Genomic DNA, 24,835 nt, shown 5'->3' on the forward strand with positions numbered 1-24,835 from the left:
GCCGCCGCCGTGGCTGTGGGGGCTACCTTCCGTCTGGGAGGGCGCGTGCACCGACTTCGTCGATGCGCCCGGGGAGTGCGTCTTCGAGCTACCCCACCATTGCGAGCGGACTCACAATGGTGGCGGAGGCATCGCCGAAGAGTGTTGGCGCGGCGATTCGGGATCGCGGTCCGGCGGCTCCCTGTGCTGGCGCTTGTCTACAGCCAGGAGCGCGGATCACTAGCGAGTCGGACCTGACGCGGGCGCGTCCTGCGGGCGACGATGGAACGATGACCGACCTCCAGGGAATCGACGTCGCCGCTGAGCTTGGGCAAGTTCACGAGCACTGGACGCCGCGGGTCGTCGGGCGAGTGAACGACCAGTACGTGAAGGTCGCGAAGCTCCTCGGAGAGCTCGTCTGGCACGCTCACGACGCAGAAGACGAGATGTTCCTCGTCGTCTCCGGTCGGCTCCGGATCCAGTTGCCCGACGACGAGGAGGTCGTGCTCGCGCCGGGTCAGTTTTACGTCGTTCCCAGGGGCGTCCAGCACAATCCGATTGCGGAGGAGGAGGTTGAAATCGTCCTGATTGAGACCATCACAACCGCGCACACCGGCGATGTCGTCGTCGAGGGCACTGTTCCCGTCGAGAGGCAGGTCGGCGACTTCCGCTAACGGAGGTTCCACCTGGACGTCATCGGATGTCCTGGACCTCGACGAAGGAGGGCGCTCATGCTCCAGTCGCACCAGCCCGGCGCGGTCCTCATGTTCCAGGTGAAGCCTGGGAAGGGCGACCGTCTGTTCGAGCTGACAAACGATCTGCACTTCACCGGTGATCCGGACGGGCCCACCGACTGGGTACTCTGCCGTGCCGACGACGACCCCGACACGCTATGGGCGTTCGAGTTCTACAAGGACGACACGTCCTTCGAGCGACACTTTTCTCACCCCGTGATCGACGCGAATCACGACGAGGTCATCGAGCTTCTCGCCGGTCCCCCGATTGCGCATCACCGTCCCACCCGCGTTCTCCGGCTTCTCCAGCTGACCGGTTGAGACCACCATGGTTCCGGACCATGCCGCGGCCCCGGTTTGTCCGGTGCCCCGGTCAGGCGGACGCTGCCTCGCCGGCCGAGGTGAGTCGCTCGAAGGCATCTGACGTGGGTGATGTCAGGACATGCAGCGCAATCGCGTGCCCCTGCACCGGTACCTGACCGATCACTTCGAAACCCCAATGTTGATACATGGCCCTCGCGGATTCTGCACGGTCGTAGGTTCCGATGAGCGCGTGGGATTCGACGCGATCCCTCAGAAGCTCGCGCAGACAATCGCGTGCAATGCCTCGCCCGCGTTCGGGTTCTCGCACAGCAAGCTCGTGAATCACCAAGGCATCCTGCGGAGCCGCGAGAGCTGCAATGGTCTGGAGCTCGCTCTGATCTTCGAAGTAGGGCGCCGCCGAGAAGCACGCCACGAACAGGTCCGTGATCTCTCGCCATTCCTGCGTAGGTGCGGACAGGTCGAAAGTAAAGAGCGAGACCGGCTGGGGCACGTCGGCATCGTACTCGGGTGGGAGCCGCGCCGCCGATGCGAGAGATGAAGAGCGTGGCGGGCTGCATCGCCGGGTCGCCAGTGGGGCGCGCGGATCGCTACGAGGCTCTCTGGCATATGGGAGGAGGCATCATCCGATGACCGCCTCCACATGAAGGCCGGAAGCCTCGATGCCCGAAGCCTCGAGGGCGCCGAGGCGCACCACATAGGTCCCAGGCAGAAGCCCCGAAGTATCGAGGACCATCGCCTCACGAGCCCCATCCATACTCTGGAAGGCGCGGGAGACCACCTGGCCGGCCGAATCGAGGACTTCTGCGGTCAGGGGCACGCCCTCGACCGACGCCAACCGGATGCCCGGAGCGCGTGCGGTTAGCTCATCAACAGTGAAAAGCAGGTAGTTGATGCGTTCGTCGAGCCGGAAGGGCGGGTCGCCCGGGTCGGGCATGCGGAAGACCACCTCCTCCTGGAACGGTCCCGGAACCTTCCGCTGATCGACCTCCTCGCGCGCCGTGAGGCGGTACCGCGTCGGACTGTTGGACGTGATCTCCACGTAGGTCACGGTCGACGTCGGGAGGAGCATCTCGGTGTGGCGGATGCCCGATGCGCGAGCGAATTCCGTTCGCCCGGCGTTGTAGAGAATGACGTCGACCGGGGCATCGGTCGCGCCGACGCGGACCAGCGGGCGGGAGAAACCACCTGCGCCGGTAGCGATACGGAAGAAGTCATGGTCGGCCGGATGGTCGATGGTGAGGTCATAGGATCCGGCACGACGCTCGAAGTACGTGGGACCGGCCGCGACATCCACCTCTGATGCCCTAGCGATGGAGAAGCGAGTCGCGGTTTCAAAGCTGTCGTTGAACTCCATCTCGTCCCGCGGCAGCGGAGTCCCTTGGAGTGTGACCGTGAGCTCGTACATGTTGACGCCGCCGCCCACCCGCAGGCGATAGCCGCCCGGGGCAACGGTGCCATACAACCGTCGGACGCCCGGCCGATTGGCAACGACCAACTCGTCGGTGGCACGGCTGTCGGGGTCGTCGGCCAGCATCGTCAAGGAGATGGATCCTAGGAGCGGGTAATAGGCAGCCTGAATATCTACGGTCGAAAACTCGCTCACGGTGAAGCTGTGCCAGTCCGCGTCACCGGCACCCGACAGTACAGCGAGCGGTTTCCCGATCGTTCCCAGCTGGCCCGGGCCACCCCTGGGCTGCATCCGCCGGGCCGAGGCGGCCGTCTGGTTGGGCTCGGTGAGATCTTCGGGGAGGCGCCCTCCCATCGCTTCCAACACTGCCGCGTAGGCGTCGAGACGACGATCTGCCCGACTCCCGGGAGGCCCCGCCCATGCGGTCCGTCGAAGGATCTGCTTGGCGGACTCGGAATCGATGGACGGGTTGACGGCGCGCATCATGGCAACGACGCCGGCGACGAAAGGGGAGGCCGCCGAGGTCCCGTCGACGACCGCTCCGGTCGGGGAGTCGCCGTCCGGGATGGTGTTGATCCGCACGCCCGGCGCCCAGATGTCGACCGACGAGCCGTGGTTCGACATCTGCCAGGCATCACCGTCAGGGTTCGAGGCGCCCACAGTGATGGTGCCGGGTGTCCTCGTCGCGGGGCGGATGGCGGATTCGTCCGGAACGTTCTCGTTGTCATTGCCGGCGGCGCACACGACGATCAATCCGTTGCTCGTGGCAAATCGGAAGCTGTCAACCCAACTACCGTCGCCCCACAGGAAGTTGCCGCCGCTCATCTCCCAGGAGATGTTGAGCACGTCGACCCCTCAGGCCAGGCAGACTGCGAGGCAGCGGTAGGTCTGGGACTTCGTGATGGCTTTCTTGAACAGAACCGGCACCGCGACCGTCCCGCCCGTGCCCGCGGTTCCGAGGAAATTGTTCGGCTTCGCCGTGGCGATTCCGGCCATTTGATTGCCGTGCCACGGACAGCTGTAGGCGTCGCCGCACTTACTGCCGCTGGCTCCTCCAGCGCCCACGCGCTCATCGAGCAGGTTCAGTTGCATGACCGCCGCGCCGAGATCGGACCCGGACTGATTGACGGCGACCAGAGGGGTGCGGCCGGCGAGCCAGAAACCGGTGTCGAGCACCCCGACCGTCACGAGCGGCTTCACCCGCTTCACCGCGCGAAACGCCTCGACGAGCTGCCACGCGGCCGTGACCCGTGCCCGGCCTCGCAAGGCTGGGATGCTGAAGGTCGCCTCCGGGTTGCTGTCGGTGGCGGATGTCAGCGGCAACGCAACCGGCGAACCGACGACGTCCAGTTCGACCGGGAGACCGTCCTCGAGTGACTCTGCCGCCAAGGACAACAGCTTCGCTGCGTCGCGGGATGTCAGTGTCGCGCGCGCGCCCAGCCTCTCGCGCACGATGTGCGCACCCCGCTCCGACACGTCGGGCAGCTCGCGGAACCGCAGCGCAGTGAGCCGCGGGCGTTCACTCATGTCCAGGCCGTCACGCGGCGCCATCCCCTCAGGCGGCGGCGGCAGCGGGGCCTCTTCCACAACCTCCGCACCGTAGCGAGCCGCGAACTCGGCGATGACGTCGGGATTGTGGCTGTCAACGAGCAATTGGCGCGGCGCGAAGGCGAGCTCGCGTCGCCCCCCGACGTCGACGGCATCCACCAGCGTGCCGCCCGACATCGCCGCCCACTGTGCGATCGCCGCCGTACGGGAACTCCCGTCGATCGGGATGGGCCCGTCCTCGGACGCGGTCACGAGATGCCCCGAGAGCTGATCGGCGGGTCCGCCGGGTAGGAGGAGTGCGTCTCGAATCCGACCGCGTCCTGGCCGTCGGGGTCTTCGACGACCGCGGCGCTGGCCGGGTCGACGCGATATCTGCGCCCCGGCCGGACGTCCTGGCTGGACGCTGCGACGATAATGATTTGATCCGCGGTGAGCCCGGAGAGGTGGGATGCGGTGTGCCGCGAATCTTCGATCCCCCCTGGATCGCCGGCGAAGTGCTCGACCAGCAGAATGCGACCCGATGAGGAATCGGCCGCAACCCACACGTGCTCCGTGTCATCCATGTCACACGGGAGGGTCGACGATGAAAGTGATCTGCGCGACGGCGTTCGCGTGGTCGGCTGTGAGCATGTAACACACTCGGCAGCAATTGCTGATGAAGAACGAGTTCCGCTCGGTCAAGCCAGGGGCATCGCCCTCGCGCCCGTCGACGGCCGTGTACCGCTGTACGCTGCCGTCTGGTCCATACTGCTCCCAGCCCCAGATCCCGGCATGCGCGCCCGCCGCCCCTTCCCAATTCGGCGCGGGGTGAGTGTCGGGGAAGTCCAGGCGGGAAAGCGCGATCGTGGTCCACACGTTGACCCCCGGCTTATTGACCGGCGTCCACAGCGTGGTCGAGGAGGAGGCCCCCGGGCTCAACCACTTCATGTAATAGCCAATGAAACGCACGGGAACCCTCGTCTCCACAGTTGCTCGGCCCGCAGGTGACCGCGTGAGTGCTCGGTCGATTTCCCCGTGCACAGAACAGGGCACTCTGTCAGGCTTGATCCACACTCATCCTCGGAGTGCGCCACGGATCTCGCCTAGTAAGAAAGCGACACGTCAGGGTGCCGGCGGAAAAGGGGAACACATTGTGCGTACCGTGCAGTCGGCGTCTGCCTCGCCCGCGCTCCGCCGGTACGTGCGGGCGTTCGCCCAGCGCACCGCTGAGGGTGCGTACGAAGAGCAACCGATGCCGGCCTACCTGGAGAGCGTTATCCAGTTCGACTTCGGTGCTCTCCCTACCGTGAGGTCGCGCGGCGGAGGATGGGAAACCGCCCGCCGGCGCAGCCTCGTCGGCCCCCACACTTACGCTGGCACGGGCCTGCGGTTCGAGGGTCACGTCGACTCGTTCGCCATCTTCCTTCAACCCACTGCGCCGTGGTCGCTCTTTCGGATACCGGTCGCTGAGGTGATGGAGACGCACTTCGACGCTGACGATGTCTTCGGTCCACCCGTTTCGGAGCTGTGGGATGCGCTGGCCGAAGCAGCCGACTTCCGTGAGAGGGTGCGCGCCGCCGAGGCGTATCTCTCCCAGCACCTGGAGCACGATCCGGAGGATACGGCGACCACGGCCGCCGCCAAACTGCTGGCACGTCAAGGCGGTCAAACGGGGATAAGCGACGTCGCTTCGCACCTGCACGTCAGTCTCCGGCAGTTGGAGAGGGCCTTCGTTCGCGAGATGGGAATCACCCCGAAACGGTTCGCCCGGGTAGCCCGCTTCCAGCGCGCCCTGGACGCGCGGGTCAGAACGCCCGGTCGATCGTGGATCGCCATCGCCACCGATGCGGGGTACTTCGATCAGATGCATCTCGTTCACGAGTTCCACTCTCTCGGCGGGCTGTCGCCCACGCTTACCCTTCAGCGGCTCGGTGATTCCCGCCCTTCGGCCCTCGCATCCTCCGACAATCCTTAGCTGCGCAACCGGCCCGCGACAGCATCGGCGGTGACGACAAGTGCGCGTCATCCGACGTGCGCCATTGATCACCCCTTGGGGATCTCGAGCGCGAAGTACTGCTCGCTGGACTGGTCGGCGTCCGGGCCGCCGCGGACGCCCGTGTCGAGGGCGTCGATGCGCGCGATCTCCTCGCCGGTGAGCTCGAAGTCGAAGACGTCGAAGTTCTCGGCGATACGGGTCGGGTTTGTGGATTTCGGGATCACCGACCGGCCCTCCTGGATCCCCCAGCGCAGCATGACCTGTGCCGGACTCTTCCCGTGCCCCCGGGCGATGTCGGCGATCGTGGCGTCCTGCATGACGTTGCGGGTCTCGCCACCCCACGGTCCGGGGTAGAACGTGATCCCGCCGATCGGTGACCACGCCTGGGTGAGAATGCCGTGCGCGGCGTGCGCGCGCTGCAGGTCGGGCTGGGCGAAGTAGGGGTGCAACTCCACCTGGTTCACCGCGGGCACGACGTCCGTTTCCTGCAGGAGGCGTTCGAGGTGGTTGGCAGTGAAGTTGCTGACGCCGATCGCGCGGACCTTCCCCTCGGCGAGAAGAGTCTCCAGCGCCTTGTACGCGGCAACGGTGGTGTCGAACCGGGTGGGGGTGGGCTGGTGCAGGATCAGCAGATCGATGGTGTCGACCCCGAGCTTGCCGGCGGCCGTATCGAAGGCGCGGAGAGTCTTGTCGTAGCCGTAATCGGTGATCCACACCTTCGTCTCGAGGAACACGTCGTCGCGGTCGACACCCGAGCGCTGCAGGCCTTCGCCGACCTGACGTTCGTTGCCGTAGGCGGCGGCGGTGTCGATGTGCCGGTACCCCACGCGCAGGGCGGTGTCGACGGCGGCGGCGGTCTCCTCGGGCGCGCTCTGGAACACGCCGAGCCCGATGGTGGGGAGGGTGACGCCGTTGTTGAGGGTCAGATCGAGCATGAGTTCCTTCTTCCGGTGAGGAGGCTGTCGCCTGGGTGATGGGTCAACTCAACCCCCGCGTCTCCCTGCTCGGCAGTGACCGGTGTCCCCGGTACTGACAGACCCTCCCTCCGTCGGCGATCGGAGCGTACGGTCTCAGTCATGGACCACCGCAGTGAAGTGCGCGAGTTCCTCTCCACGCGCAGAGACCGCATCACCCCCGACCAGGCAGGGCTCCCCGCCTACGGCGGCAACCGCCGCGTCCCGGGCCTTCGCCGTGAAGAAGTCGCGTTGCTCTCCGGTGTCAGCGTCGACTACTACACCCGCCTCGAGCGGGGCGATCTCTCCGGCGCATCCGACAGCGTCCTGGATTCCCTCGCCCGCGCGCTGCAACTCGACGACGCAGAGACGGCGCATCTGTTCGACCTCGCCCGCACCGCCAACGCCTCGCCCGGGTCGAGGAAGCCGCGCAAGCGGGTCGACGGGCTACGGCCGAGCATTCAGCGCCTCCTGGATGCGATCACCGATGCACCGGCGATGATCCGCAACAACTACTTCGACTACGTCGCCACCAACCAGCTCGGCCGCGCCCTGTACGCACCCGTCTTCGCCGAACCCGCACCCAACGGCGCCCGCTTCGCATTCTTGAACCCTGCCGCCCCCGACTTCTTCGTCGATTGGGAGAGGAACACCCACGAGCTCGTCGCCGCGCTGCGCGGCGAAGCCGGCCGCAACCCGTACGACAAACGACTTACCGATCTCGTCGGTGAGCTGTCCACCCGGTCGGAGCGGTTCCGCACGTTGTGGGCAGCGCACAACGTCCGCTACCACCGCAGCGGCGTGAAACGCCTCCGGCATCCGGTGGTGGGCGACCTCGAGCTCACCTACGAGGCGTTCGAGTTGCCCGCTGACCCTGGCCTGGCGTTGTCCACCTACACGGCTGAACCCGGCTCGCCCTCTGCCGATGCGCTGCGTGTTCTTGCGAGCTGGGCAGCCACCACGCTCCCGCCTGCGGCCTCGGAGACCCGGAACGCGCCTGCAGAACGATAGGCGCAGCCTCACAGTAGACGCGGTTGTTGCCAAAAAATACCATCGGACACACATCAATGACGACGAAGACGCCGGCAGGATCGCGGCAGAGAGCGGGGGACCGATGAGCGGATGGACGAGTGAAGAACTCCGCGAACTGGAGACTTCTGGCGAGGTCCATGTCGCCGGACGCCACGCAGACGGTTCTCCACGCACGCTCGTGACCGTCTGGGGCGTCGTTGTCGACGACAAGCTCTATCTGCGATCGCTCAAAGGCCCGGAGGGCCAGTGGTACCGGGGTGTTGCTCAGTACTTCGAGGGATTCCTCAGCTGGGACGGCGAGACCCGGCCGGTGACCTACACCCTGGACTCGACACAGGATGCCGCGGTCGACGCCGCCTATACGGCCAAGTACGGCAACGGGCCGAACACCCGCGCGATCATCGACCCCCTTGCGAAGCAAACCACTATGCGAGTCGACCCACGCTAGGTCAGCGGGCAGCCCCGCCCTCTCGATCCAGCCGAGTCGAGGGGACGGGGCCAGGGCGCGTTCACACTAAACGGTGAGGTCCCACTCGGCGGCTTGCGCTTCCCGGGCCTGGCGCTCCGTCGACGACGGAAACACGTTGCGGTAGCTGGAGATCTCACCGGTGATGACCTTGACGATCACGTCGACCATTTCCTGCGGGTCGCCCTGCCCGGGGTAGGTGAACGTCGGCTGCTCCCAACCCGGGAGGATCGCCGTCTCCGGGTCATACCAGTAGGACGACGCCTCGATCGCGGTGTCGTTGAAACCGGTTTGGAAGGGTCCGGGCTGCACCGTCGCCACGGCGATGCCGAGGGGCTTCAGCTCCTCCCGCAACGTGGCGGCGATCGCCTCGATCGCGTACTTGGTCGCGCTGTACGCACCGCCGAAGGGCTGAGCCTGCAGGCCGGCAATGGAGGAGTTGAACACGATCTTGCCGCTGCCGCGCCCGGCCATCTGGCGAATGAAGCGCTTCGTCAACTCCATCGGAGCGAACACGTCCGACTCGAAGTTCGCCCGAAGGAGTGACATGGGCAGGTCCGTCAGTGTTCCGATGTGAGCCACAGCGGCGTTATTGAAGAGCACGTCGACGTCATAGCGGAGCGCGTGCGCGACATCGACCTCGTCGAACAGGTCGAGCTTGATGACCTCGATGTTCTCCAGGCCGGCCGCCGCGATCTCCTGACGCAGCTGCGTCGCCTGCGGCCAGATCTGCATGCCCGCGATCACCCGGTACCCGAGACGGGAAAGATCGAATGCCGACAGCCGGCCGAAGCCGCTACCCGCGCCGGTAATAAGAACGGTCTTCATGTACTCGCCTTTCGATAGAAACCAACTGGTTGGTAGTTAAACTAGCGCGCCACCTCGCTGCTGTCTACCGACTGGTTAGTTTTATCTCGGGCGCGATCATGCGCCGAAGCGCGAGCGCCGATGCGGCGCATCCTGGACGACGCCGCGTGTGCGCCGAACCCGGCGCCGGTGCTCTAGGAGAACTCGCTCGAATGTGCTCGGCGCAGATAACCCACCACGTCGCGGAGGTCATCGACGATGGGATGCCGGCCGTGGTCCGGTGGATGTTGATGCCCTCTGTCGAACCGGAGAAAGGGCACGTGGAGAAGCTCAGCGATCTCCTCGTCGTGGTTGGTGTCGCCGACCATCAGCACGCGCCGTGGGTCACGGCCGGAGCTTTCCAACCATGACTCCACCACGTGCGCCTTGGAGGGGATGTACACATCCGTGATGCCCAGGATGCGCGAGAAGTGTGCATCTACCCCGTGCGGTGCCAGCTGCCGTTGGAGAACGTCCTCAGGGGTCGCAGAGATCAGAACCTGTTCCACGCCCAGAGCTCCGATGGCGGCCAGCGTCGCCCCCGCCTCAGGCTGAAGCGAAGCTTGCCCTACTGCTCGGGCGAACAACTCGAGGTACTGGTCGGCGGCTTCCGCAAAGATGCCCTCGTCGATGCCTAACCGTGAGTAGAAGCCGGTGATGGGGAATCCGAAGACTCGTCGGTACGCGTCCTCGTCAGGGATGACCGGCAGCTGGCGGTCCCGGAGAACCCTGTTCATCGCCGCCTGAGCAACAGCCACGTCATTGAGGAGAGTGCCGTTCCAGTCCCAGCACACGGCATCGAAGGACGCGTGGCTGATCGACATCACAGCACCGAGTCTCCCAGCTGCGGAGGCGGGAATTGCGGCCCGTCGCGGCTGCGGGATATCGTCGGCGGTGGTCTACCCGCGTAGATTCTGGCACCGAATCTACGCGGGTAGATCCCACCCTCACTGTGTACCCGACGCGCTGAAGCGCCTGGCCCGATCGAGCAGCGATGCTCGACCGAAGGGAAGAACCCCGTGGAACCCACTCAGTCCTCCGACGTCCTCGCCGCGGACGCCGAGCTTCAATCCCGCGAGGGACGGAAGAACTTCCGCAACGCCACGCTGTCTTCGTGGCTGGGCACCACGATGGAGTACGTCGACTTCGCGCTTTACGGTCTTGCGACCGCTTTGGTGTTCAACACCTTGTTCTTCCCCAACTCATCCCCGGCGGTCGCGATGCTCGCCGGGTTCTCGACCTACGCTGTGGGGTTCCTCGCCCGACCTGTCGGCGCATGGTTCTTCGGGCGGTTGGGCGATCGCCGCGGCCGGAAGATCGTGCTGGTCGCCACGATCGCCCTCATGGGGGGCGCAACGACCCTCATCGGTCTCCTCCCCACCTACGAGCAGGTCGGGTTCCTCGCGCCGCTGCTCCTTCTCCTGCTGCGTATCGCGCAGGGCTTCGGCGCCGGTGCAGAGCTGTCGGGAGCCGCCATCATCCTTACGGAGTTCGCGCCGGCCAAGCGTCGCGGACTGGTCGCGTCCATCGTCGCCCTCGGGTCGAACAGCGGCACGCTGATCGCCTCGGCAGCGTGGCTGCTCGTCGTCCAGCTGCCGGAGGAGGACCTCTACTCCTGGGGCTGGCGGGTGCCGTTCCTGGCGAGCATCGTCATCGCGGTGTTCGCGCTCATCCTTCGTCGGACTATGAAGGAGACCCCGGTCTTCGCGCAGCAGCGCGAGTACATCCAGACGCGCACCGGCAGCATCCGGGCCGGGAAGACCGGGTCGTTCTGGCGCCGCAACCGCGCTTTCTTCATCATGGTGGGCCTGCGGATCGGGGAGAACGGGCCGTCGTACATGGCCCAGGGTTTCCTCGTGGGTTACGTCGCGAACGTGCTGATGATCGACCGTTCAGTGCCCACGACGGCCGTCCTCATCGCCTCATTGATCGGGTTCGCGGTGATTCCGCTGTCCGGGTTGCTCTCCGATCGCTTCGGCCGTCGCATCACCTACCGCTGGTTCTGCGTCCTGCTCGTGGCGTACGCGTTCCCGGCCTTCGCCCTGCTGGAGTCCCGCGAGCCGGGCGTGGTCATGGCGATCATCATCGTCGGCATGTGCGTCGCGTCGCTCGGAATCTTCGGCGTCCAGGCGGCCTACGGTGCCGAGCTCTTCGGCGCCAAGAACCGCTTCACCAAGATGGCTCTGGCGAAGGAGTTCGGTTCCATCCTCTCCGGCGGCACCGCACCGGCCGTCGCATCCGGTCTCCTGGCCGCGTTCGGTGCGTGGTGGCCGCTAGCGTTGTACTGGGCGGTGATGGCGGGGATCGGCCTGTTTACGACTTTCGTTGCACCGGAGACGCGCGGCCGCGATCTGAACCTCGTCCAAGACGCGACCGACCCAGAGCCGGCGGCGCAAACGGTCGAGACGAGGAGTGCGTGAGTAGAGGAAAAGTCACCCGCACCGATGTGGCGCGAGCCGCGGGAACATCCGTCGCCGTGGTCAGCTATGTCGTCAACAACGGGCCGCGTCCGGTGGCCGCCGCGACAAGGCAGCGTGTGCTCGATGCCATCGAGGCCACCGGGTACCGCCCGGACGGCATTGCCCGCGCCCTGGCTTCGGGATCCACGCGCACCTTCGGATTGATCGTCCCCAACATCGCCAACCCCTTCATCGCCTCGCTCGCTCACGCCATCGAAGATGAGGCCTACCGGCGGGGGTTCAGCCTCCTGCTCGGAGACTCGGCCGATGACAAGTGGCGGGAGGCGGAGTTGGTGAGCACCTTCCTGCAGCATCAGATAGACGGATTGTTGTTCTACGGCGTCGACCGCACGCACCCCTGGCTCGAGGAGGCGACGACCAGGATTCCCGTGGTGATCCTCGACGAGCCCGAATCGATCCCGGGTGTCGGGTATGTGCGGATCGACGAGCGCGCCGCTTCGCTGGCCGCGACCCAACACCTTCTCGATCACGGGTACCGATCGCTCGCGGTGATCGCGGGCCCCCTCCATCAGCAGAACTCCCGCGATCGTCTGGCCGGCTGGCGGGATGCGGTGAGTCGATCAGGCGGCGGTGAGGGCGGGGAGCGCGTCCTCGAGGCGGAGTACACGCGTCGCGGCGGGTACGTCGCGGGCAGGCAGCTCTTGCAGGAGCCGAACGTGCCGGAGGCCGTGTTCCTGTCCAACGAGCAGCAGGCCCTCGGGTTCCTCGCGGCGGCGGCCGAGCTGGGAGCCGCCGTGCCCGACGACATCGCAGTGATCTGCTTCAACGGCACCACGAACGCCGAGTACGCCATTCCAGCCCTGTCCACCATCGAGCAACCGGTCGAGCAGGTGGCCGCGCACGCGGTTCGCCTGCTCGGGGACCGCAACGCCGACGTGCGGCAGACGGTGGTGTGCGACTTCCGTCTGGTCCCTCGACGCTCGTGCGGATGCGACTATCCGCGGGGCATCACGGCCGCCGCTGCCCTCGACCGAGGCGGTGCGGTGTCATGAGAGTGGTCATCGACTGCGACCCCGGCAACGGAGTCCCCGGCGCCAACGTCGACGACGGGCTCGCCCTCGGGCTGGCGGTCGCCGCGGCCGAGCGGCTGGATCTCACCGCGGTCACGATCGTCGCCGGCAATACCCCGAACCACGTCGGGTTCGCCGCCGCCCAGACACTGCTGGAGGATTTCGGTGTGGAGATCCCCATCTTCCTCGGGGCAGACCGGGCGCTGGTAGAAGACCCCGATCGTTGGCGGACCCAGCTCGATCGTGCGGCATCCGACCCGTCGGTGGAGCAGTGGTGGGCCGGCACGCCCCGGTCTCGGGCGCCTCACGACATCCCCTCGCTCCCCGCGGCGGAGGTGTTGGGCGCGCTCGTCCAGGAGAACCCGGGTGCGATCACGATCGTGGCGATCGGCCCTCTCACCAACGTGGCCCTCGCTCTGCGGTTGCACCCGGGCTTTGCCCGCGATGTCGGCCGCATCGTCGTGATGGGCGGCGTCTTCGACGTCGATGGATATCTTGTCGACACCAACTTCGGCTTCGACCCCGAAGCAGCGGCCATCGTGATGGCGAGCGGCGCCAACGTCACCCTTCTCCCGATGGATGTGACAACCCAGACGCTTCTGACTCTCGCTGACCTGGGTCGCCTGGAGGAGATCGACAACCGGCTGACGAGGGCGCTCACGCCGGGGATGCGGCCATGGGTGAGCTATTCCGCCCAGACGCGGCGCATCGGCGGAATGTGGATTCACGACGTCGTTGCCGTTGCTCTCCTGCTCGATCCGTCGCTCGTCCAGTCCCGCGCCTGCGGGGTGACCGTCGAACTCGCGCCGGGCCCCACCCGCGGACGGACCGCCCGGCTGGATTCCGGAACCCTGCCAGAACAGGGCAGCTTCATGGGGGAGCCGCCATCCATCGACGTCATCGAAGAGGTCGACAACGACCGTTTGCTCCATCTCATCGTCGACACCTTCCACGCGCACTCGGCGATCACGTCCTGACCGCGTGGGGGCGATCGGCTACCTCGCCGTGCGAGTCGGGCCGGGGGATTCGGCTCGGCGGAGCGCGGACGAGGTGATGCCGGGAGCGAGGACACAGGCGGTGATGGCGAGTCCGAAGCCCGCGATGAGGAACGCTGTCGGGACGCTGTACATCGATCCGAGGAGGCCACCGGCAAGTCCCCCGAACGGGACGACCCCGAGGACGATGAGTCGGTAGGAGGCGGTGACCCTTCCGAGGACCGCATCGGGCACCGATGCCTGTCGCAGCGTCGATACGACGATCTGGTTGCAGGCCGTCGCCAGTGCGGCCACGAACATGGCGGTCACCGCGAGGATCACGTTGTCACTCGCTCCCATGACGATGTAGCTGGCTGCGGGAAGGAGAGCGGCGAGCCAGATGACGGGCCCACCACCGATGCGAGGGATGACTTTTTCCGCCACCAACGATCCGATGACAGCCCCGATCGCGGGAATGGCGAGGAAAACACCGTACAGGGACACGGGAATCCCGAGGTGGCCCGTGGCGATGAGGACGAGCAGAGCCCCGGTGGCGGTGCCGAAGAAATTGATCGCGGCAGACATGAATGCCACGCGACGCAGCAGATGGTTGTCCCAGAAGTGCCCCCAGCCGGCCCTGATATCGCCGAAGCCGGCCCTAGGGGTCTTCGCCGGTCGCGGGGCTTCGTCGTCCTGCGGAGGGAGTCTCGGCAGCAACAGCGCCGCTGCCGCGCCCAGGGCGAAGAGGCCGGCGCTCGTGAAGAACGCGAGGCTCGCCGCGATCGCCACGAGGAAGGACCCGACGGGTGGGCCGACGAAGGTATTGACCACGGACTGCGTGGCGAAGAGGCGCCCGTTGGCGCGTTCGAGCATCCTCCTCGGCACGATGCGCGGGGGGATCGTGAGCGCGGCATTGTCCACGAGCGTCTCGGCCGTTCCCGCGATGAACACCGCGCCGTACACCAGCCACACACTTTCCCAGCCGAGAGTGATCGCCGCGACGAGCAGAGCGAACCCCGATGCTCGGAGCAGATTGCCGGCCACCATGATCTTCCGCCGGTCGATCTGATCCGTGAGTGCACCGGCAGGCAGCGTGAACAGCAGCCACGGCAGGAACTGAGCCACAGTCATCCCGGCGACCAGAAGGGGGTCTCGAGTGATGGATGCCACGAGCAGCGGCGCCGCGGCGGCGAGAATCCCGTCCGCGGTATTCGTCGAAGCCTGCGATGACCACAGGGCGGCAAAGCCTCGTCCCCGCATGCGGGCTAACTCCTCGTCGGCGAGTTGACCATTAGTCGTACACTAGTGCACAACCCGCACAGATGAGGATGAGGTTGTCCGCACTTCCGGAAGTGACGCCGTCGCGGCTCGGTGGAGACATCGCCGTTGATTTCTTCAACACGGTCGATTGGCGGTTGGATCCGCCGCGACGCCGAGAGCAGCTTCCGACGTACGCGCATCTACTCGCATGGTGTCTGGCAGTGGGCCTGATCTCGCAAGAGGAATCCGACGGCCTGGCAGAATCCGCATCCCAGCGGGTCGACGACGCCGCAACGGAGCTACGTCGCGTCGTGGACCTCCGAGATAACACGTACGAATGCCTCACGGAGACCCGAGCCGCGACGTCACTGCAGCGCCATTTGAGCGAGGCGCACGCGGCGAGTTCGCTGCAGTTGACCCCGGGAGGCTCCTGGAGCTGGGCTCCGGACAGCCTCGACCTCATGAGCCCGCGGCACCGGATCGCGCTCGCGCTCGGAAGGCTGCTCACCTCCGACGCGATCACGAGATTCCATCGGTGCGAGGACAAGCACTGCGGATGGGTGTTCCTCGATAACTCCTCTCGGCGAAACCGTCGCTGGTGCAGTTCTGCAGACTGCGGAAATCGAAATCGCGTCAGGGCGCACTACGAACGCGTCAAGGGCATGTGAGCACCGTCGCGGGGGCGGAACGGTCCTAGCCGCCGGCGACGGTGAACCGCGCAGTTCGAGGTGGGGAGATGTTTCCCGCGATGTCCGTCGCGGTGACGGTGATGGTGTGCCGCCCCGCGCTCAGTGCGCCGGCCGGTACACATGACCACGCCCCGAACAACCCGGCGGTCGTCGTGCAGACCGCCTGGTCCCCCTCTGTCACGGTGATCGTGGCCCGCGGCTCCGTCGACCCCTTGATCGCGGGTCGGGTGTCGTGCACGGTTCCCGCGGGGGTCTTGACCGTCGGGACGGGCGGTGCGGCCGTGTCGCGCCACAGCACGCGTCGGATGGTCGCGGAGGTGTTGCCCACCGCGTCCGTGGCGGTGACCTTCACCTGGTGCACGCCGTCGCGGACGGGGAGGTCGCACGACCACGCGCCGTCGGCGCCGGCGGTCGCTTCGCACGTGCTGCGTCCCGCGCTGACCGACACGACAGCACCGGGCTCGATGGTGCCCGCCACGGCGCTGGACCGGGTCGGCTGGGGGATGCCCCCGGCGGGGGTGGTGAGCGTGATCGGCGGCGCGACGGTGTCCACCGCATAGGCGTCGATCACCGTCTCCTTGAATGTGGCCCCCGCGTCGTCCCACGCTTCCGAGCGCAGCGAGATCGTGGTGGCGCCCCGCGGTGCGGTCACCTTCGCGGAGTATGCGCCCGCCCCTCGACCGGGCGCCACACGCACCGGTGTCCAGGTGGCACCGGCGTCGGCGGACGACCACAGCTTGAGGCCTCGCACCTTTCCGCCTTCGGAGCCGTCCTGGTGCGACACGGTGAGATTCAGTTCGGTCGTGCGCCCATCCGTATTGAAGGCATTCAGTCCCTGCACCCCGTAATCCAGCTGCAGCAGCGGCAGGATCGTCGCGGTCTTGGTGTTCGCGGACGGGAATCCCCACTCCGTGGAGATGTCGGTGGACAGCGGCCACCACGCAACATCCCGGTGCGTGTTCAGCGTCATCCGGTACGCGCTCTTCTCCGCTGGGACGGACGGGGTGCCGCTCGGGGCCTCTCCCTCGACCAGCAGGGCATCGCCCTTCCACAGCTCGAATCTCCCGGTCGACGCCACGTCGGGCCCCCACAGCTGCGCATGACCGTCTCCATCGACCCGGTACGGCAGGTTGACGGACAGGACATCGCCGTCACGGCTCACCGCAGCATCCTGCGGCGTAGCCGGGGACGGTCGCAGTCCACCGTGATGCACCTGGCCCACGAATGTCTCACTCGCCCGCTGCCCCGGCCGGTACGTCACGTGCGCGCTCTCGAACGGCGCGGGGTCCGCGTTCCATGCTTCGCCCGCCTGCACGGAGCGTTGGAACGTGAGGTCATCGTCAGTGGAGTAGTACACCTCTCGGCCGAGCAGCGGCCCGGTGAAACGGAATCCGAACCCGGTGTAGTTTCCTCCGCCGATCATGGTGACGTATTCCACCATCGGGGTGCCGGGCACGAAAGCCTTGACGTCGACGTTCACCGTGGCGGTCGTCTTCCCGTTGGCCTCGTAGGTCAGATCCGTGGGAACGCCCTCTTCGATATAGCCGAGCTGGTACTGGTACGAGGGGTCGGTGATGCCGGTGCCCTGCAACCGGGCTTTTCCGTCGCCCGCGAGGCTCACCAGCTCGAGGCCGAGGTCGCGGGGCAGCGTCAGTGTGGGCAGCGCCTTGCGAGCCATCCCCGGGAATCTGCGCGGGTCGACCGACTCGAAGTACGGACCAGGCGTCGCCCCGTAGACGATCGCGGCCACGGCTCCCGCGTCATACGCCGCCTGCGCTTGAGCGTTCAGATCCTGATCGCCGCGATCCTCGATCAGGACGACGGACCCGCGAGCGCCGGCAGCTGCCAGCTCGTCCGGCGCCCCCTTTCCCGCGTTCACGATCGGCGCGTCCAGCGTGCCCAGGTACTGCGGAGACAGCACGCCGTAGTTCAGCTCGCGGGAGATGTCGATCTTCTGACGGGAGCCCACCGCGCTGACGTCGAGCAGTGGTTGGTTCAGCACGTAACGCGAGTGGACCTTCATGTCGCCTGCCAGCGGCTCCTGCGTCCCGAGGACGGAGACGTCGAGATCGAGGCCTCCCGTCGCGCCGCCGATACCGCCCGACACCCAGGTCGTGACCGGGTAGCCGCGATTCGGCAGCCATCGGGCGATGGTCTCCTCCAGGCCGGTCGTCTTGGCTTTCTTCTCGGTCTTCATCTCGACCGGAATCGCCTTGCTCCCGTCGACGACCACCGTGGTGTCGCCCTGCAGGTCGACGTCGCGCGTGAAGCCCGTGAAGCCGTCGACGAAGAGCGCATCCGGGGATGCGACGTTCAGAAGCTGGCCGAGCAGCGCGTACCGGCCGGGCCGGAGCCGGACTTCGGTGACGCCGTCGACGAGGCTGAACGGCTGATCGATCCGCGAGTCGTCGAGCCCGTGGATCATGCCCGCGCTGCCCAGCGGAGCGGGCGTACCGTTCGCCTGGGTGGCCTCGATCCGCAGCGTGTGCAGATCGGGCTCGGACATGAACGCGAGCACCGTCCGGATGGGCGGGGCGCCCTCGCCCACCGCGGTGAGCACGCCGGTGTAGACGCCGGGGTCATCGGCGCGCGGGTCGACGATGACGTCGAGGGAGGCGGTGCCGTGAGCAGGCACCGTCACAGTGTCTGTCGAGAGCGTGACCATCCCTGCGGGTGCCGCGTCGCCGTCGGGCTGCGTGACCGTGACGCCCACGCGGGTCACGACGTCGACGTCGGAGGTGTTCGTGTACGTGACCGTCTGGGAGCGCGGCGCCTGCGTGTCTCGCGGCGACGAGAAGACTCCGAAGGACAGCGAGGCGGGAGTCGCGTACACCGTCTCCTCGAGCGCGCCCGGGATCCAGGTGCGCCCCGCGCCCTCGGAGTACACCGGGTTTCCGGCCGGCTGCGCCGAACCCATCAGCACGGACTTGACAGCCTGGTCCCCCAGGTCCGGTCGTGCGGCCTTGACGATCGCTGCGGCGCCGGCCACATGCGGTGCGGCCATGGACGTGCCGGACATGGCCTGGTAGAGCTCGCCGACGGGCTCGAACGGATTTGTCTCCGCCGCCGCCCGGGCTGCGACGATCCCGTGGCCGGGCGCAGCGATGTCGGGCTTGATCGCCCAGTCGCCGAACCGCGGCCCGAGTGACGAGAACGACGCGAGCGAGTCGTCGTCCGTGACGGCAGCCACGGTCAGTGCGCTGTCGGCCGTGCCCGGGGTCGTCACCGTTGTCGCCCCGAATTCGCCCTCGTTGCCGGCGGCAACCACGACGAGCGTGTCGTACCGCTCGGAGATCGAATTCACGGCCATGGCACCGGGGTCGGTGCCATCCGTGTAGTCGCCCTGGATTCCCAGGCTCATGTTGATGACGTCCGCACCGTTGCCGGCGGCCCACTCCATCGCGTCGATGACCCACGAGGTCTGGCCCTGTCCCGCGGCGTTGAGGACTCTGCCGTTGAGGAGGCGGGCTCCGGGAGCGACGCCCCGGTAGTCGCCGCCGGACGCCTCGCCGCTGCCGGCGATGATCGATGCGACGTGGGTGCCGTGCCCGGCCTGATCCATCGCGGTGCCGCTGGCGGTGAAGTCCGCCTCCAGCGTGACGATCCCCTCGTCGAGATCCGGATGGTTCGTGTCGATGCCCGTATCGAGGACGGCGACGACCGCGCCGGTGCCATCCGCACCGCCGGCCCACGCCTGCGGAGCGCCGATCTGCGGCATCGAGTCGGTGTCGAGCAGTTCGACGGGGGAGTCGAGCCAGACCTTCTCGACCGTGTCGGCGCTCTCCACGGCGTCGACGAGCTCAGGAGCACCCCCGGGTGCGACCTCGCCCGCGACGGAGGAGATGGACTCCAGGGTGTGCTCCGGCTCCACGCCGAGCGCCTCCCAGCTGGGCGCGGCCGCGCGGGCTCCGGGCTCCGTGGCCGTCTGAACGATGACAGGCAGGCCGCCCTCCGAGTCGTCCGCTTTCAGGTCTTGGAGAGCGAGGACGTCGAACAGGTTGCGGTCCAGGTGGTCGGGCACCAGATGAGCGACGTCCGAGGGGATCACGAAGAGCTGACCGTCATCTCCGAAGCTGTTGTAGCTGACGGGTCGTCCGTCATCCCGCGGCGCGGGCTGGAACGAGAGGGCGGGATCCCCGTCGGGTCCGGCCAGCACCGTCACGCGGTCGCCCGTGATGAGGGTCACCACGTCGCCCGACTGCTGCGTGGGCAGCGCCGCGGTTGCCGCGTCGTCCTCGGTTGCGGCCGCGACCGGGGGGATCGCGCCGGCTACGACGGCCATGCACACTCCGCCGACGACGGCACCGACGACTGCTCTTCTGACTCTCACGCTGTCTCCCTGATGGGAAGCGGCGTGCCAGGTCCCCCGGCCCGGCACCCGCTCCGTGCGGGCGCCCACGGCACGAGAGCAGCAGAGATGCTCTCGTGCCCAGCTCCCTGCTGATGACTCGATCTATGGCGGCCGACGCGTCGGCCTGGCTTGAAAGTAGCAATTGTTGTCGCGCCATACAATTGCCCCGGCACGCAGATGGTCCCGCGTTGCCGGACTGTAACAACCGCGCAATACCCCCGTCATGCGGGCGACGACCCACGCGCCGCGGCGGGGCTCAGCGCTCGCAGAGCCTGGGCGTATCGCTGCGTCCGAACCGGTAGTCGTAGGCGGTGCCGTCGACATCGACCACGATGCGCATGCCCTCGACGATCGCCTGCGCATACGACCGTCCCGGCGCCGGGCAACCGAGGGCGCTGCTGGGCCACGTCACGGCCTCGGCCAAGATCAGAGCCGGCTCTCCTGTCACGCCACGCGCCGAGAGGTCGTCGATGATGGCGCGCCAGCGTGCGATCGGAACCTCCGTCGGCCTGCCGACGGAGCCTCCGGCGGGGGACTGTCCGCGGAACGTATTCACCCCGCCATCATGCCGGTGTGCCTGCCTGCCCGGAAGCGCTCTCAGAGCCCGGGCGCCGAGGCGGCGCCGTTCGCCCGTAAGCTGCATGGGTCGTGCACCACGAGTGGGCCGTCCGAGTCCCTGTTCTCCGTGCGACCTGCACACCTACCGAGGAGGCGCCCGATGAGCGCTCAGAGGGACGGACGACTCCTCCGCGGCCTCGTCACGGCCGCGGGTGCGAGCTACACCGGCAACGTCGCGTTCGGAGCGGCCGTGGCATCCGGTGCGATCGACAACAGCCGCATCCGGTGGGTCCACCACGCCCTGTACCTCGCAACGGCGTCACTGACCGCGCTCGCGCTTGCGTGCGCAGCTGTCCGGCGTCGCCCCGAGGCATTCGCCCTCGTGCCGGGGGCGCTGACGCTGGCCGTCCTGCCCTACGCGAGCGGACGGATGCGGCGGCACGCTACCGTCGCGGGGTTGGCCGCTCCGTCATTCGCGACCGCTGTCGTTCTGGCCTGGAGGAGGCGCTGATGGAGTTCCTGGACGTGGTGCGTCGTCGGAAGACGACCAACGGGGCGTTCCTCCCCGACCCGGTCTCGGAGGAGCATCAGCGGTTGCTGATGGAAGTGGCTAGCCGAGCCCCGTCGCAGCTGAACAGCCAGCCTTGGCGGTTCGTGATCGTCGAGGAGCGCGCCACGATCGAGGAGATCGCGCGGATCAGCGGTGAGAGCATGACCGAGGCCATGTCAAACGGCACCTTCTTCGAGCGGTACAAGCCGTACTTCCGATTCAGTGCGGCGGAGATGGAACGGCGTCGCGATGGGATGCTCTTCGACCGACTCCCCGCACCGCTCCGCCCGTTCACGAGCCAGGTGTTCACCTCCCGGGGGCAGAAGCTGATGAACGCGCTGCGTGTCCCGCAGAGCCTGGGCGAGGAGAATCGCAAGCTCGTCTCCGGGTCGCCGCTGCTTCTCGGGGTGATGCTCGACCGGTCGGAGTACCGGCCCGGGCAGCTGTCGTCGTTCTACTCCGTGTTCAGCATGGGGGCGGCGATGGAGAACATCTGGCTCACCACCGTCGAACTCGGCATGGGCATCCAGTTCATCTCCTTCCCGATGGAGGTCCCGGGGCGTTGGGACGAGATCGTCCGCCTGCTCGAGGTGCCGGATGACCTCGAGCTGATGGCGGTGTACCGGCTCGGCTATCTCCCCGCTCACCAGCGCCGACCCCCGATCGACTGGACGAGCGGGCAACGAAAACTTCCCTCGCAGTACGTCTTCCGGGGAACCTGCGCCACGCCCCAGGAGGGATGGGACGAGCCGCCCATGCCCGCTCGGTCCGGTGGCAGCGGCGAGTCGTCGTCGCTTCCCGGGCGCTCCTGACCGACCGTTCATCGTTCCGGACGGACGGACCTCGGGACCGGCACGGGGACCGTTCGGCCCTCCCGGTTCCGGGTCTGTGGATGTCGAATAGGTGGAGAAGAATCGTTGCCCCCGGGTAGACGCACCGATGCGAGGAGAATCCCATGCGCCAGGTCTTCATGGACGCCCCCGGCGAGATCCGCGTCGGCGAGCGCGCTGACCCGGTCATCGTCGAGCCGACCGACGCGATCATTCGTCTCACGGCGACCTGCATCTGCGGGTCGGATCTGTGGCCGTACCGCGGCGTCGAGCAGGTCGATCACACGCCGATGGGGCACGAGTACGTCGGGGTCGTGGAAGAGATCGGTCAGGACGTGAAGACGCTCGCGGTGGGGGACTTCGTCGTCGGTTCGTTCGTCATCTCCGACAACACCTGCGAGATCTGCCGAGCCGGGTACCCGTCGAAGTGCGTGCACGCCGAGTTCGTGTCCAGGACGATCGGCACCCAGTCCGACAAGGCTCGCATCCCTCACGCGGATGGCACCCTCGTCGCCACCCCCGGTCAGCCCGACGCCGACCTCATCCCGTCGCTTCTCGCCGCGTCCGACGTGCTGGGCACCGGCTGGTTCGCCGCCGTCGCCGCTGAGGCGGGTCCCGGCAAGACCGTCGCGGTGGTCGGCGACGGGGCCGTCGGTCTCATGGGCGTGCTCGCCGCGAAACAACTCGGCGCGGACCGGATCATCGCCATGTCCCGCCACTCCGACCGCCAGAAGCTCGCGATCGAGTTCGGTGCGACCGACATCGTCGAAGAGCGCGGGGAGGAAGGGGTGAGGCGGATCAAGGAGATGACCGGCGGGCTCGGGGCGCACAGCGTCATCGAGGCGGTCGGCACGCAGGAATCGATCCTGCAGGCCATTCGCTCCACCCGAGGAGGCGGGCACGTCGGATTCGTCGGGGTCGCCCATCAGGGCGTGTCGCTTCCCCTCGACCAGCTCTTCTTCGCCGAGGTCCACCTGCACGGCGGGCCCGCACCGGTGCGCCGGTTCCTCCCTGACCTCATCCCACTGATCTGGGACCGGAAGATCGACCCCGGGAAGGTGTTCGACCTCACCCTTCCCATCGAGCGGGCCGCCGAAGGCTACACGGCGATGGATGAGCGCCGCGCCACCAAGGTGCTGCTCACGCTCTGACACGAGCGCGGGCGCGTCGTATCCGACCTGTCACCTGCGACGTAGGAGCGACCGAGCCCGGCGCGCGGCGCGGCCCGCGACGTCCTTGAGCCGCCCGGCCGGCCACTCGCGATGGAGCTCGGCGACCCCGTCCTCCGTCGCCTCGAGGTAGCAGGTGGGCCCGGCAAGGATCGGTGAGCGCCCCGCGGCGGCGAGAACCGCCGGGGCGGCTGTCAGCGGGACGGTGAAGGTCCAACCCGCCCGACGAACAGCGGCGAAGAGCCGTCCGCCGCGGGAGGGATCGGTCCGGCTGAAGACCCTCAGGGGATCGATCGAGAAGCGGACGGACGCGAGGTCTTTCGATCGGCGCCCGGCGATGACCCGTTCGGTTCCCTCCGCCTCGTCACGCAGGAGGAGGTCGACCCGGTCACCGCGAAGGTCGCGCGCCGCCTCGAGGAGGCCGGCCGGCAGGGCTGCCAGTGACGGCGGCGGCCGCCACGCGAGGCGCTTGGCTCCTGCACCCGCTGGTTGCTCGAAGACGAGCGCGTCCTCGCCGTCGCGCGTGATGCCGACGCCGATCCGGAGATGGAGTCCTCCGCCTCGCGACCACCGGGCGGAGGTGACAACGGCGCGGCACTGCAGGTCGGCTTCGAATTCCGCGAGGCGGAGCAAGTCGGTCCGCTGTTCGGCGCGGAGCAGCGCGGCGCGGATGCGGTGGGGGAACGCGAGACCCTTGTCCACGCCGGGGCCGAATCTCGCCTGCGCGATGGGCGTGACCACGTCGAGGAAATGCTCGCGGTAGTCGTCCGGATACCGCACCATCTGGCGCCCCGCGAGCCGCTTCAGGATCTTCCCGCGGAACCAGTGGCGCAGGAGCCTGTCGCGCAGTTCGCCCGGCTCCGTCCGCGACTCCACGAGGTCGAGGACGGCCTCCAGATGGGGGAAGTACGTGTCGGGATCTATCCGCGACGCGCTGGCGCTCCCGGGGTGCTTCACCCACGCGTAGCAGGGTTCGCTGGCGAGGACCGAGATCGTTCCGGCGTCGAAGTAGGCCCGCATGACGAAAAGGTGGTCCTCGAGGCGGACCCGTCCGTCGGGAAAACGGATCTCGTTCTTGCGGAGGAACGACGTGCGGAAGAGCTTGTGCGGGGTGAGGAGCTCCAGGAGCGGGTCTTTCCCGAGCGTGGCGCGGGGGATGTCGCGGCGGAAGATCTGGCGGGGAAGGCTGCGCCCGACCCCCACCTCCTTGCCGACGACGACATCGGATCTGTTCAGGTCGGCGTAGTCGCAGAGCTTCTCCAGTGCGGCGTCGAAGAGGTAGTCGTCCTGGTCGACGAAGTACACGTAGTCGCCCTGGGCGGCATCGATCCCGTGGTTACGCGGCGTGCCGGGCCACCCGGTGTGCGCAAGGGTCAGGACCCGGACGTTCGATCGGTCGCGTGCGGTGTGCGCGAGACGCTGGCGGGTCGGCTCGTCGGATCCGTCATCGCAGAGGATCACTTCGAATTCCGCAGCCGGCAGTGTCTGCCGGTCGAGAGACCCGATGAGCTCGTCGAAGGCCGGCCCCGGATTGAACACCGGAACGACGACGCTGGCACGAACGGGCACTGGTCACCCCATCCACTCGTCACAACTGCTTCATCGCCTCGACCCGGACATCGATCTCCCCGGCGCGGGGCAGACCTCCGGGCAACCGGCGATCGGTCTCGCCCTCAGTAGAATCGAACCTCCTGGGAGG

Annotated in this window: 24 protein-coding genes; 12 read left to right on the forward strand and 12 right to left on the reverse strand. The window is 67.4% G+C overall.

The features are described 5' to 3' along the window. Nucleotides 1-269: 269 nt before the first annotated feature. A complete protein-coding gene (locus tag AC2DGY_RS03050; RefSeq protein WP_484508227.1) occupies nt 270-653 on the forward strand; it encodes a cupin domain-containing protein in 384 nt (127 codons plus the stop codon). Between the two features lie 57 nt (nt 654-710). Continuing rightward, complete coding sequence (locus AC2DGY_RS03055) at nt 711-1,034, forward strand: putative quinol monooxygenase (RefSeq protein ID WP_484508228.1); 324 nt, start codon at nt 711-713, stop codon at nt 1,032-1,034. A 52-nt stretch (nt 1,035-1,086) separates the two neighbouring features. Here AC2DGY_RS03055 and AC2DGY_RS03060 read toward each other — a convergent pair whose 3' ends face one another. From AC2DGY_RS03060 to AC2DGY_RS03080, 5 genes are all read right to left on the reverse strand, one after another. Next, nucleotides 1,087-1,527, reverse strand: coding sequence for a GNAT family N-acetyltransferase (locus tag AC2DGY_RS03060; RefSeq protein ID WP_484508229.1), 441 nt, complete (start codon nt 1,525-1,527; stop codon nt 1,087-1,089). A 129-nt stretch (nt 1,528-1,656) separates the two neighbouring features. Continuing rightward, a complete protein-coding gene (locus AC2DGY_RS03065; protein WP_484508230.1) occupies nt 1,657-3,291 on the reverse strand; it encodes a S8 family serine peptidase in 1,635 nt (544 codons plus the stop codon). 9 nt (nt 3,292-3,300) lie between these two features. After that, entirely contained in the window at nt 3,301-4,245 is a 945-nt protein-coding gene (locus tag AC2DGY_RS03070; protein WP_484508231.1) for a hypothetical protein, read from the reverse strand. Continuing rightward, on the reverse strand, nt 4,242-4,556 hold the full coding sequence (locus AC2DGY_RS03075; protein ID WP_484508232.1) for a hypothetical protein: 315 nt from the start codon (nt 4,554-4,556) through the stop codon (nt 4,242-4,244). Before AC2DGY_RS03075 ends, AC2DGY_RS03070 begins: the two co-directional genes overlap by 4 nt. A gap of 1 nt (nt 4,557) precedes the next feature. Next, complete coding sequence (locus AC2DGY_RS03080; RefSeq protein ID WP_484508233.1) at nt 4,558-4,920, reverse strand: hypothetical protein; 363 nt, start codon at nt 4,918-4,920, stop codon at nt 4,558-4,560. A gap of 304 nt (nt 4,921-5,224) precedes the next feature. Between AC2DGY_RS03080 and AC2DGY_RS03085 the strand changes: the two genes are divergently transcribed. Next, the gene (locus AC2DGY_RS03085) at nt 5,225-5,947 is read left to right on the forward strand and encodes a helix-turn-helix domain-containing protein (RefSeq protein WP_484508234.1); all 723 of its coding nucleotides are present in this window, start codon (nt 5,225-5,227) and stop codon (nt 5,945-5,947) included. Nucleotides 5,948-6,015: 68 nt separating this feature from the next. Here AC2DGY_RS03085 and AC2DGY_RS03090 read toward each other — a convergent pair whose 3' ends face one another. Further along, nucleotides 6,016-6,903, reverse strand: coding sequence for an aldo/keto reductase (locus AC2DGY_RS03090; RefSeq protein WP_484508235.1), 888 nt, complete (start codon nt 6,901-6,903; stop codon nt 6,016-6,018). 141 nt (nt 6,904-7,044) lie between these two features. On the opposite strand from AC2DGY_RS03090, the gene AC2DGY_RS03095 reads away from it, so the two are divergent. After that, nucleotides 7,045-7,932: a helix-turn-helix transcriptional regulator gene (locus tag AC2DGY_RS03095; protein WP_484508236.1), complete on the forward strand. Its 888-nt coding sequence runs from the start codon at nt 7,045-7,047 to the stop codon at nt 7,930-7,932. A 103-nt stretch (nt 7,933-8,035) separates the two neighbouring features. Next, nucleotides 8,036-8,401 (forward strand): DUF2255 family protein, encoded by a 366-nt coding sequence (locus AC2DGY_RS03100; protein ID WP_484508237.1) that lies wholly within the window; start codon nt 8,036-8,038, stop codon nt 8,399-8,401. A gap of 66 nt (nt 8,402-8,467) precedes the next feature. Here AC2DGY_RS03100 and AC2DGY_RS03105 read toward each other — a convergent pair whose 3' ends face one another. Together AC2DGY_RS03105 and AC2DGY_RS03110 are read right to left on the reverse strand one after the other, a co-directional pair. Further along, nucleotides 8,468-9,247 (reverse strand): SDR family oxidoreductase, encoded by a 780-nt coding sequence (locus AC2DGY_RS03105; RefSeq protein ID WP_484508238.1) that lies wholly within the window; start codon nt 9,245-9,247, stop codon nt 8,468-8,470. A gap of 173 nt (nt 9,248-9,420) precedes the next feature. After that, nucleotides 9,421-10,089, reverse strand: a complete 669-nt coding sequence (locus AC2DGY_RS03110; protein ID WP_484508239.1) for an HAD family hydrolase — start codon at nt 10,087-10,089, stop codon at nt 9,421-9,423. A gap of 195 nt (nt 10,090-10,284) precedes the next feature. On the opposite strand from AC2DGY_RS03110, the gene AC2DGY_RS03115 reads away from it, so the two are divergent. Genes AC2DGY_RS03115 through AC2DGY_RS03125 form a run of 3 tightly spaced genes read left to right on the forward strand, consistent with a single transcriptional unit; the run spans nt 10,285 to nt 13,732 of the window. After that, nucleotides 10,285-11,685: an MFS transporter gene (locus AC2DGY_RS03115; protein ID WP_484508240.1), complete on the forward strand. Its 1,401-nt coding sequence runs from the start codon at nt 10,285-10,287 to the stop codon at nt 11,683-11,685. After that, nucleotides 11,682-12,737, forward strand: coding sequence for a LacI family DNA-binding transcriptional regulator (locus tag AC2DGY_RS03120; protein WP_484508241.1), 1,056 nt, complete (start codon nt 11,682-11,684; stop codon nt 12,735-12,737). Before AC2DGY_RS03115 ends, AC2DGY_RS03120 begins: the two co-directional genes overlap by 4 nt. Further along, entirely contained in the window at nt 12,734-13,732 is a 999-nt protein-coding gene (locus AC2DGY_RS03125; RefSeq protein WP_484508242.1) for a nucleoside hydrolase, read from the forward strand. The genes AC2DGY_RS03120 and AC2DGY_RS03125 overlap by 4 nt, the downstream gene beginning before the upstream one ends. 18 nt (nt 13,733-13,750) lie before the next feature. On the opposite strand, the gene AC2DGY_RS03130 is transcribed toward AC2DGY_RS03125, so the two are convergent. Beyond that, on the reverse strand, nt 13,751-14,989 hold the full coding sequence (locus tag AC2DGY_RS03130; protein ID WP_484508243.1) for an MFS transporter: 1,239 nt from the start codon (nt 14,987-14,989) through the stop codon (nt 13,751-13,753). A gap of 74 nt (nt 14,990-15,063) precedes the next feature. Between AC2DGY_RS03130 and AC2DGY_RS03135 the strand changes: the two genes are divergently transcribed. Further along, nucleotides 15,064-15,657, forward strand: a complete 594-nt coding sequence (locus AC2DGY_RS03135) for a CGNR zinc finger domain-containing protein (RefSeq protein WP_484508244.1) — start codon at nt 15,064-15,066, stop codon at nt 15,655-15,657. A gap of 25 nt (nt 15,658-15,682) precedes the next feature. On the opposite strand, the gene AC2DGY_RS03140 is transcribed toward AC2DGY_RS03135, so the two are convergent. Then, nucleotides 15,683-20,008 (reverse strand): S8 family serine peptidase, encoded by a 4,326-nt coding sequence (locus AC2DGY_RS03140; protein ID WP_484508245.1) that lies wholly within the window; start codon nt 20,006-20,008, stop codon nt 15,683-15,685. A 277-nt stretch (nt 20,009-20,285) separates the two neighbouring features. Then, nucleotides 20,286-20,585, reverse strand: coding sequence for a hypothetical protein (locus tag AC2DGY_RS03145; RefSeq protein ID WP_484508246.1), 300 nt, complete (start codon nt 20,583-20,585; stop codon nt 20,286-20,288). Between the two features lie 162 nt (nt 20,586-20,747). Between AC2DGY_RS03145 and AC2DGY_RS03150 the strand changes: the two genes are divergently transcribed. The 3 genes from AC2DGY_RS03150 to AC2DGY_RS03160 all read left to right on the forward strand — a co-directional run bounded on the left by AC2DGY_RS03150 (nt 20,748) and on the right by AC2DGY_RS03160 (nt 23,118). Then, complete coding sequence (locus AC2DGY_RS03150) at nt 20,748-21,098, forward strand: hypothetical protein (protein ID WP_484508247.1); 351 nt, start codon at nt 20,748-20,750, stop codon at nt 21,096-21,098. Continuing rightward, a complete protein-coding gene (locus tag AC2DGY_RS03155) occupies nt 21,098-21,949 on the forward strand; it encodes a nitroreductase family protein (protein WP_484508248.1) in 852 nt (283 codons plus the stop codon). The genes AC2DGY_RS03150 and AC2DGY_RS03155 overlap by 1 nt, the downstream gene beginning before the upstream one ends. Nucleotides 21,950-22,092: 143 nt before the next feature. Next, entirely contained in the window at nt 22,093-23,118 is a 1,026-nt protein-coding gene (locus AC2DGY_RS03160) for a zinc-dependent alcohol dehydrogenase family protein (protein WP_484508249.1), read from the forward strand. A 30-nt stretch (nt 23,119-23,148) separates the two neighbouring features. Here the strand turns inward: AC2DGY_RS03160 and AC2DGY_RS03165 are convergent, their stop codons facing one another. After that, nucleotides 23,149-24,705, reverse strand: coding sequence for a glycosyltransferase family 2 protein (locus tag AC2DGY_RS03165; protein WP_484508250.1), 1,557 nt, complete (start codon nt 24,703-24,705; stop codon nt 23,149-23,151). Nucleotides 24,706-24,835: the final 130 nt, after the last annotated feature.

This window comes from Microbacterium sp. Z6_144 (assembly GCF_057197625.1).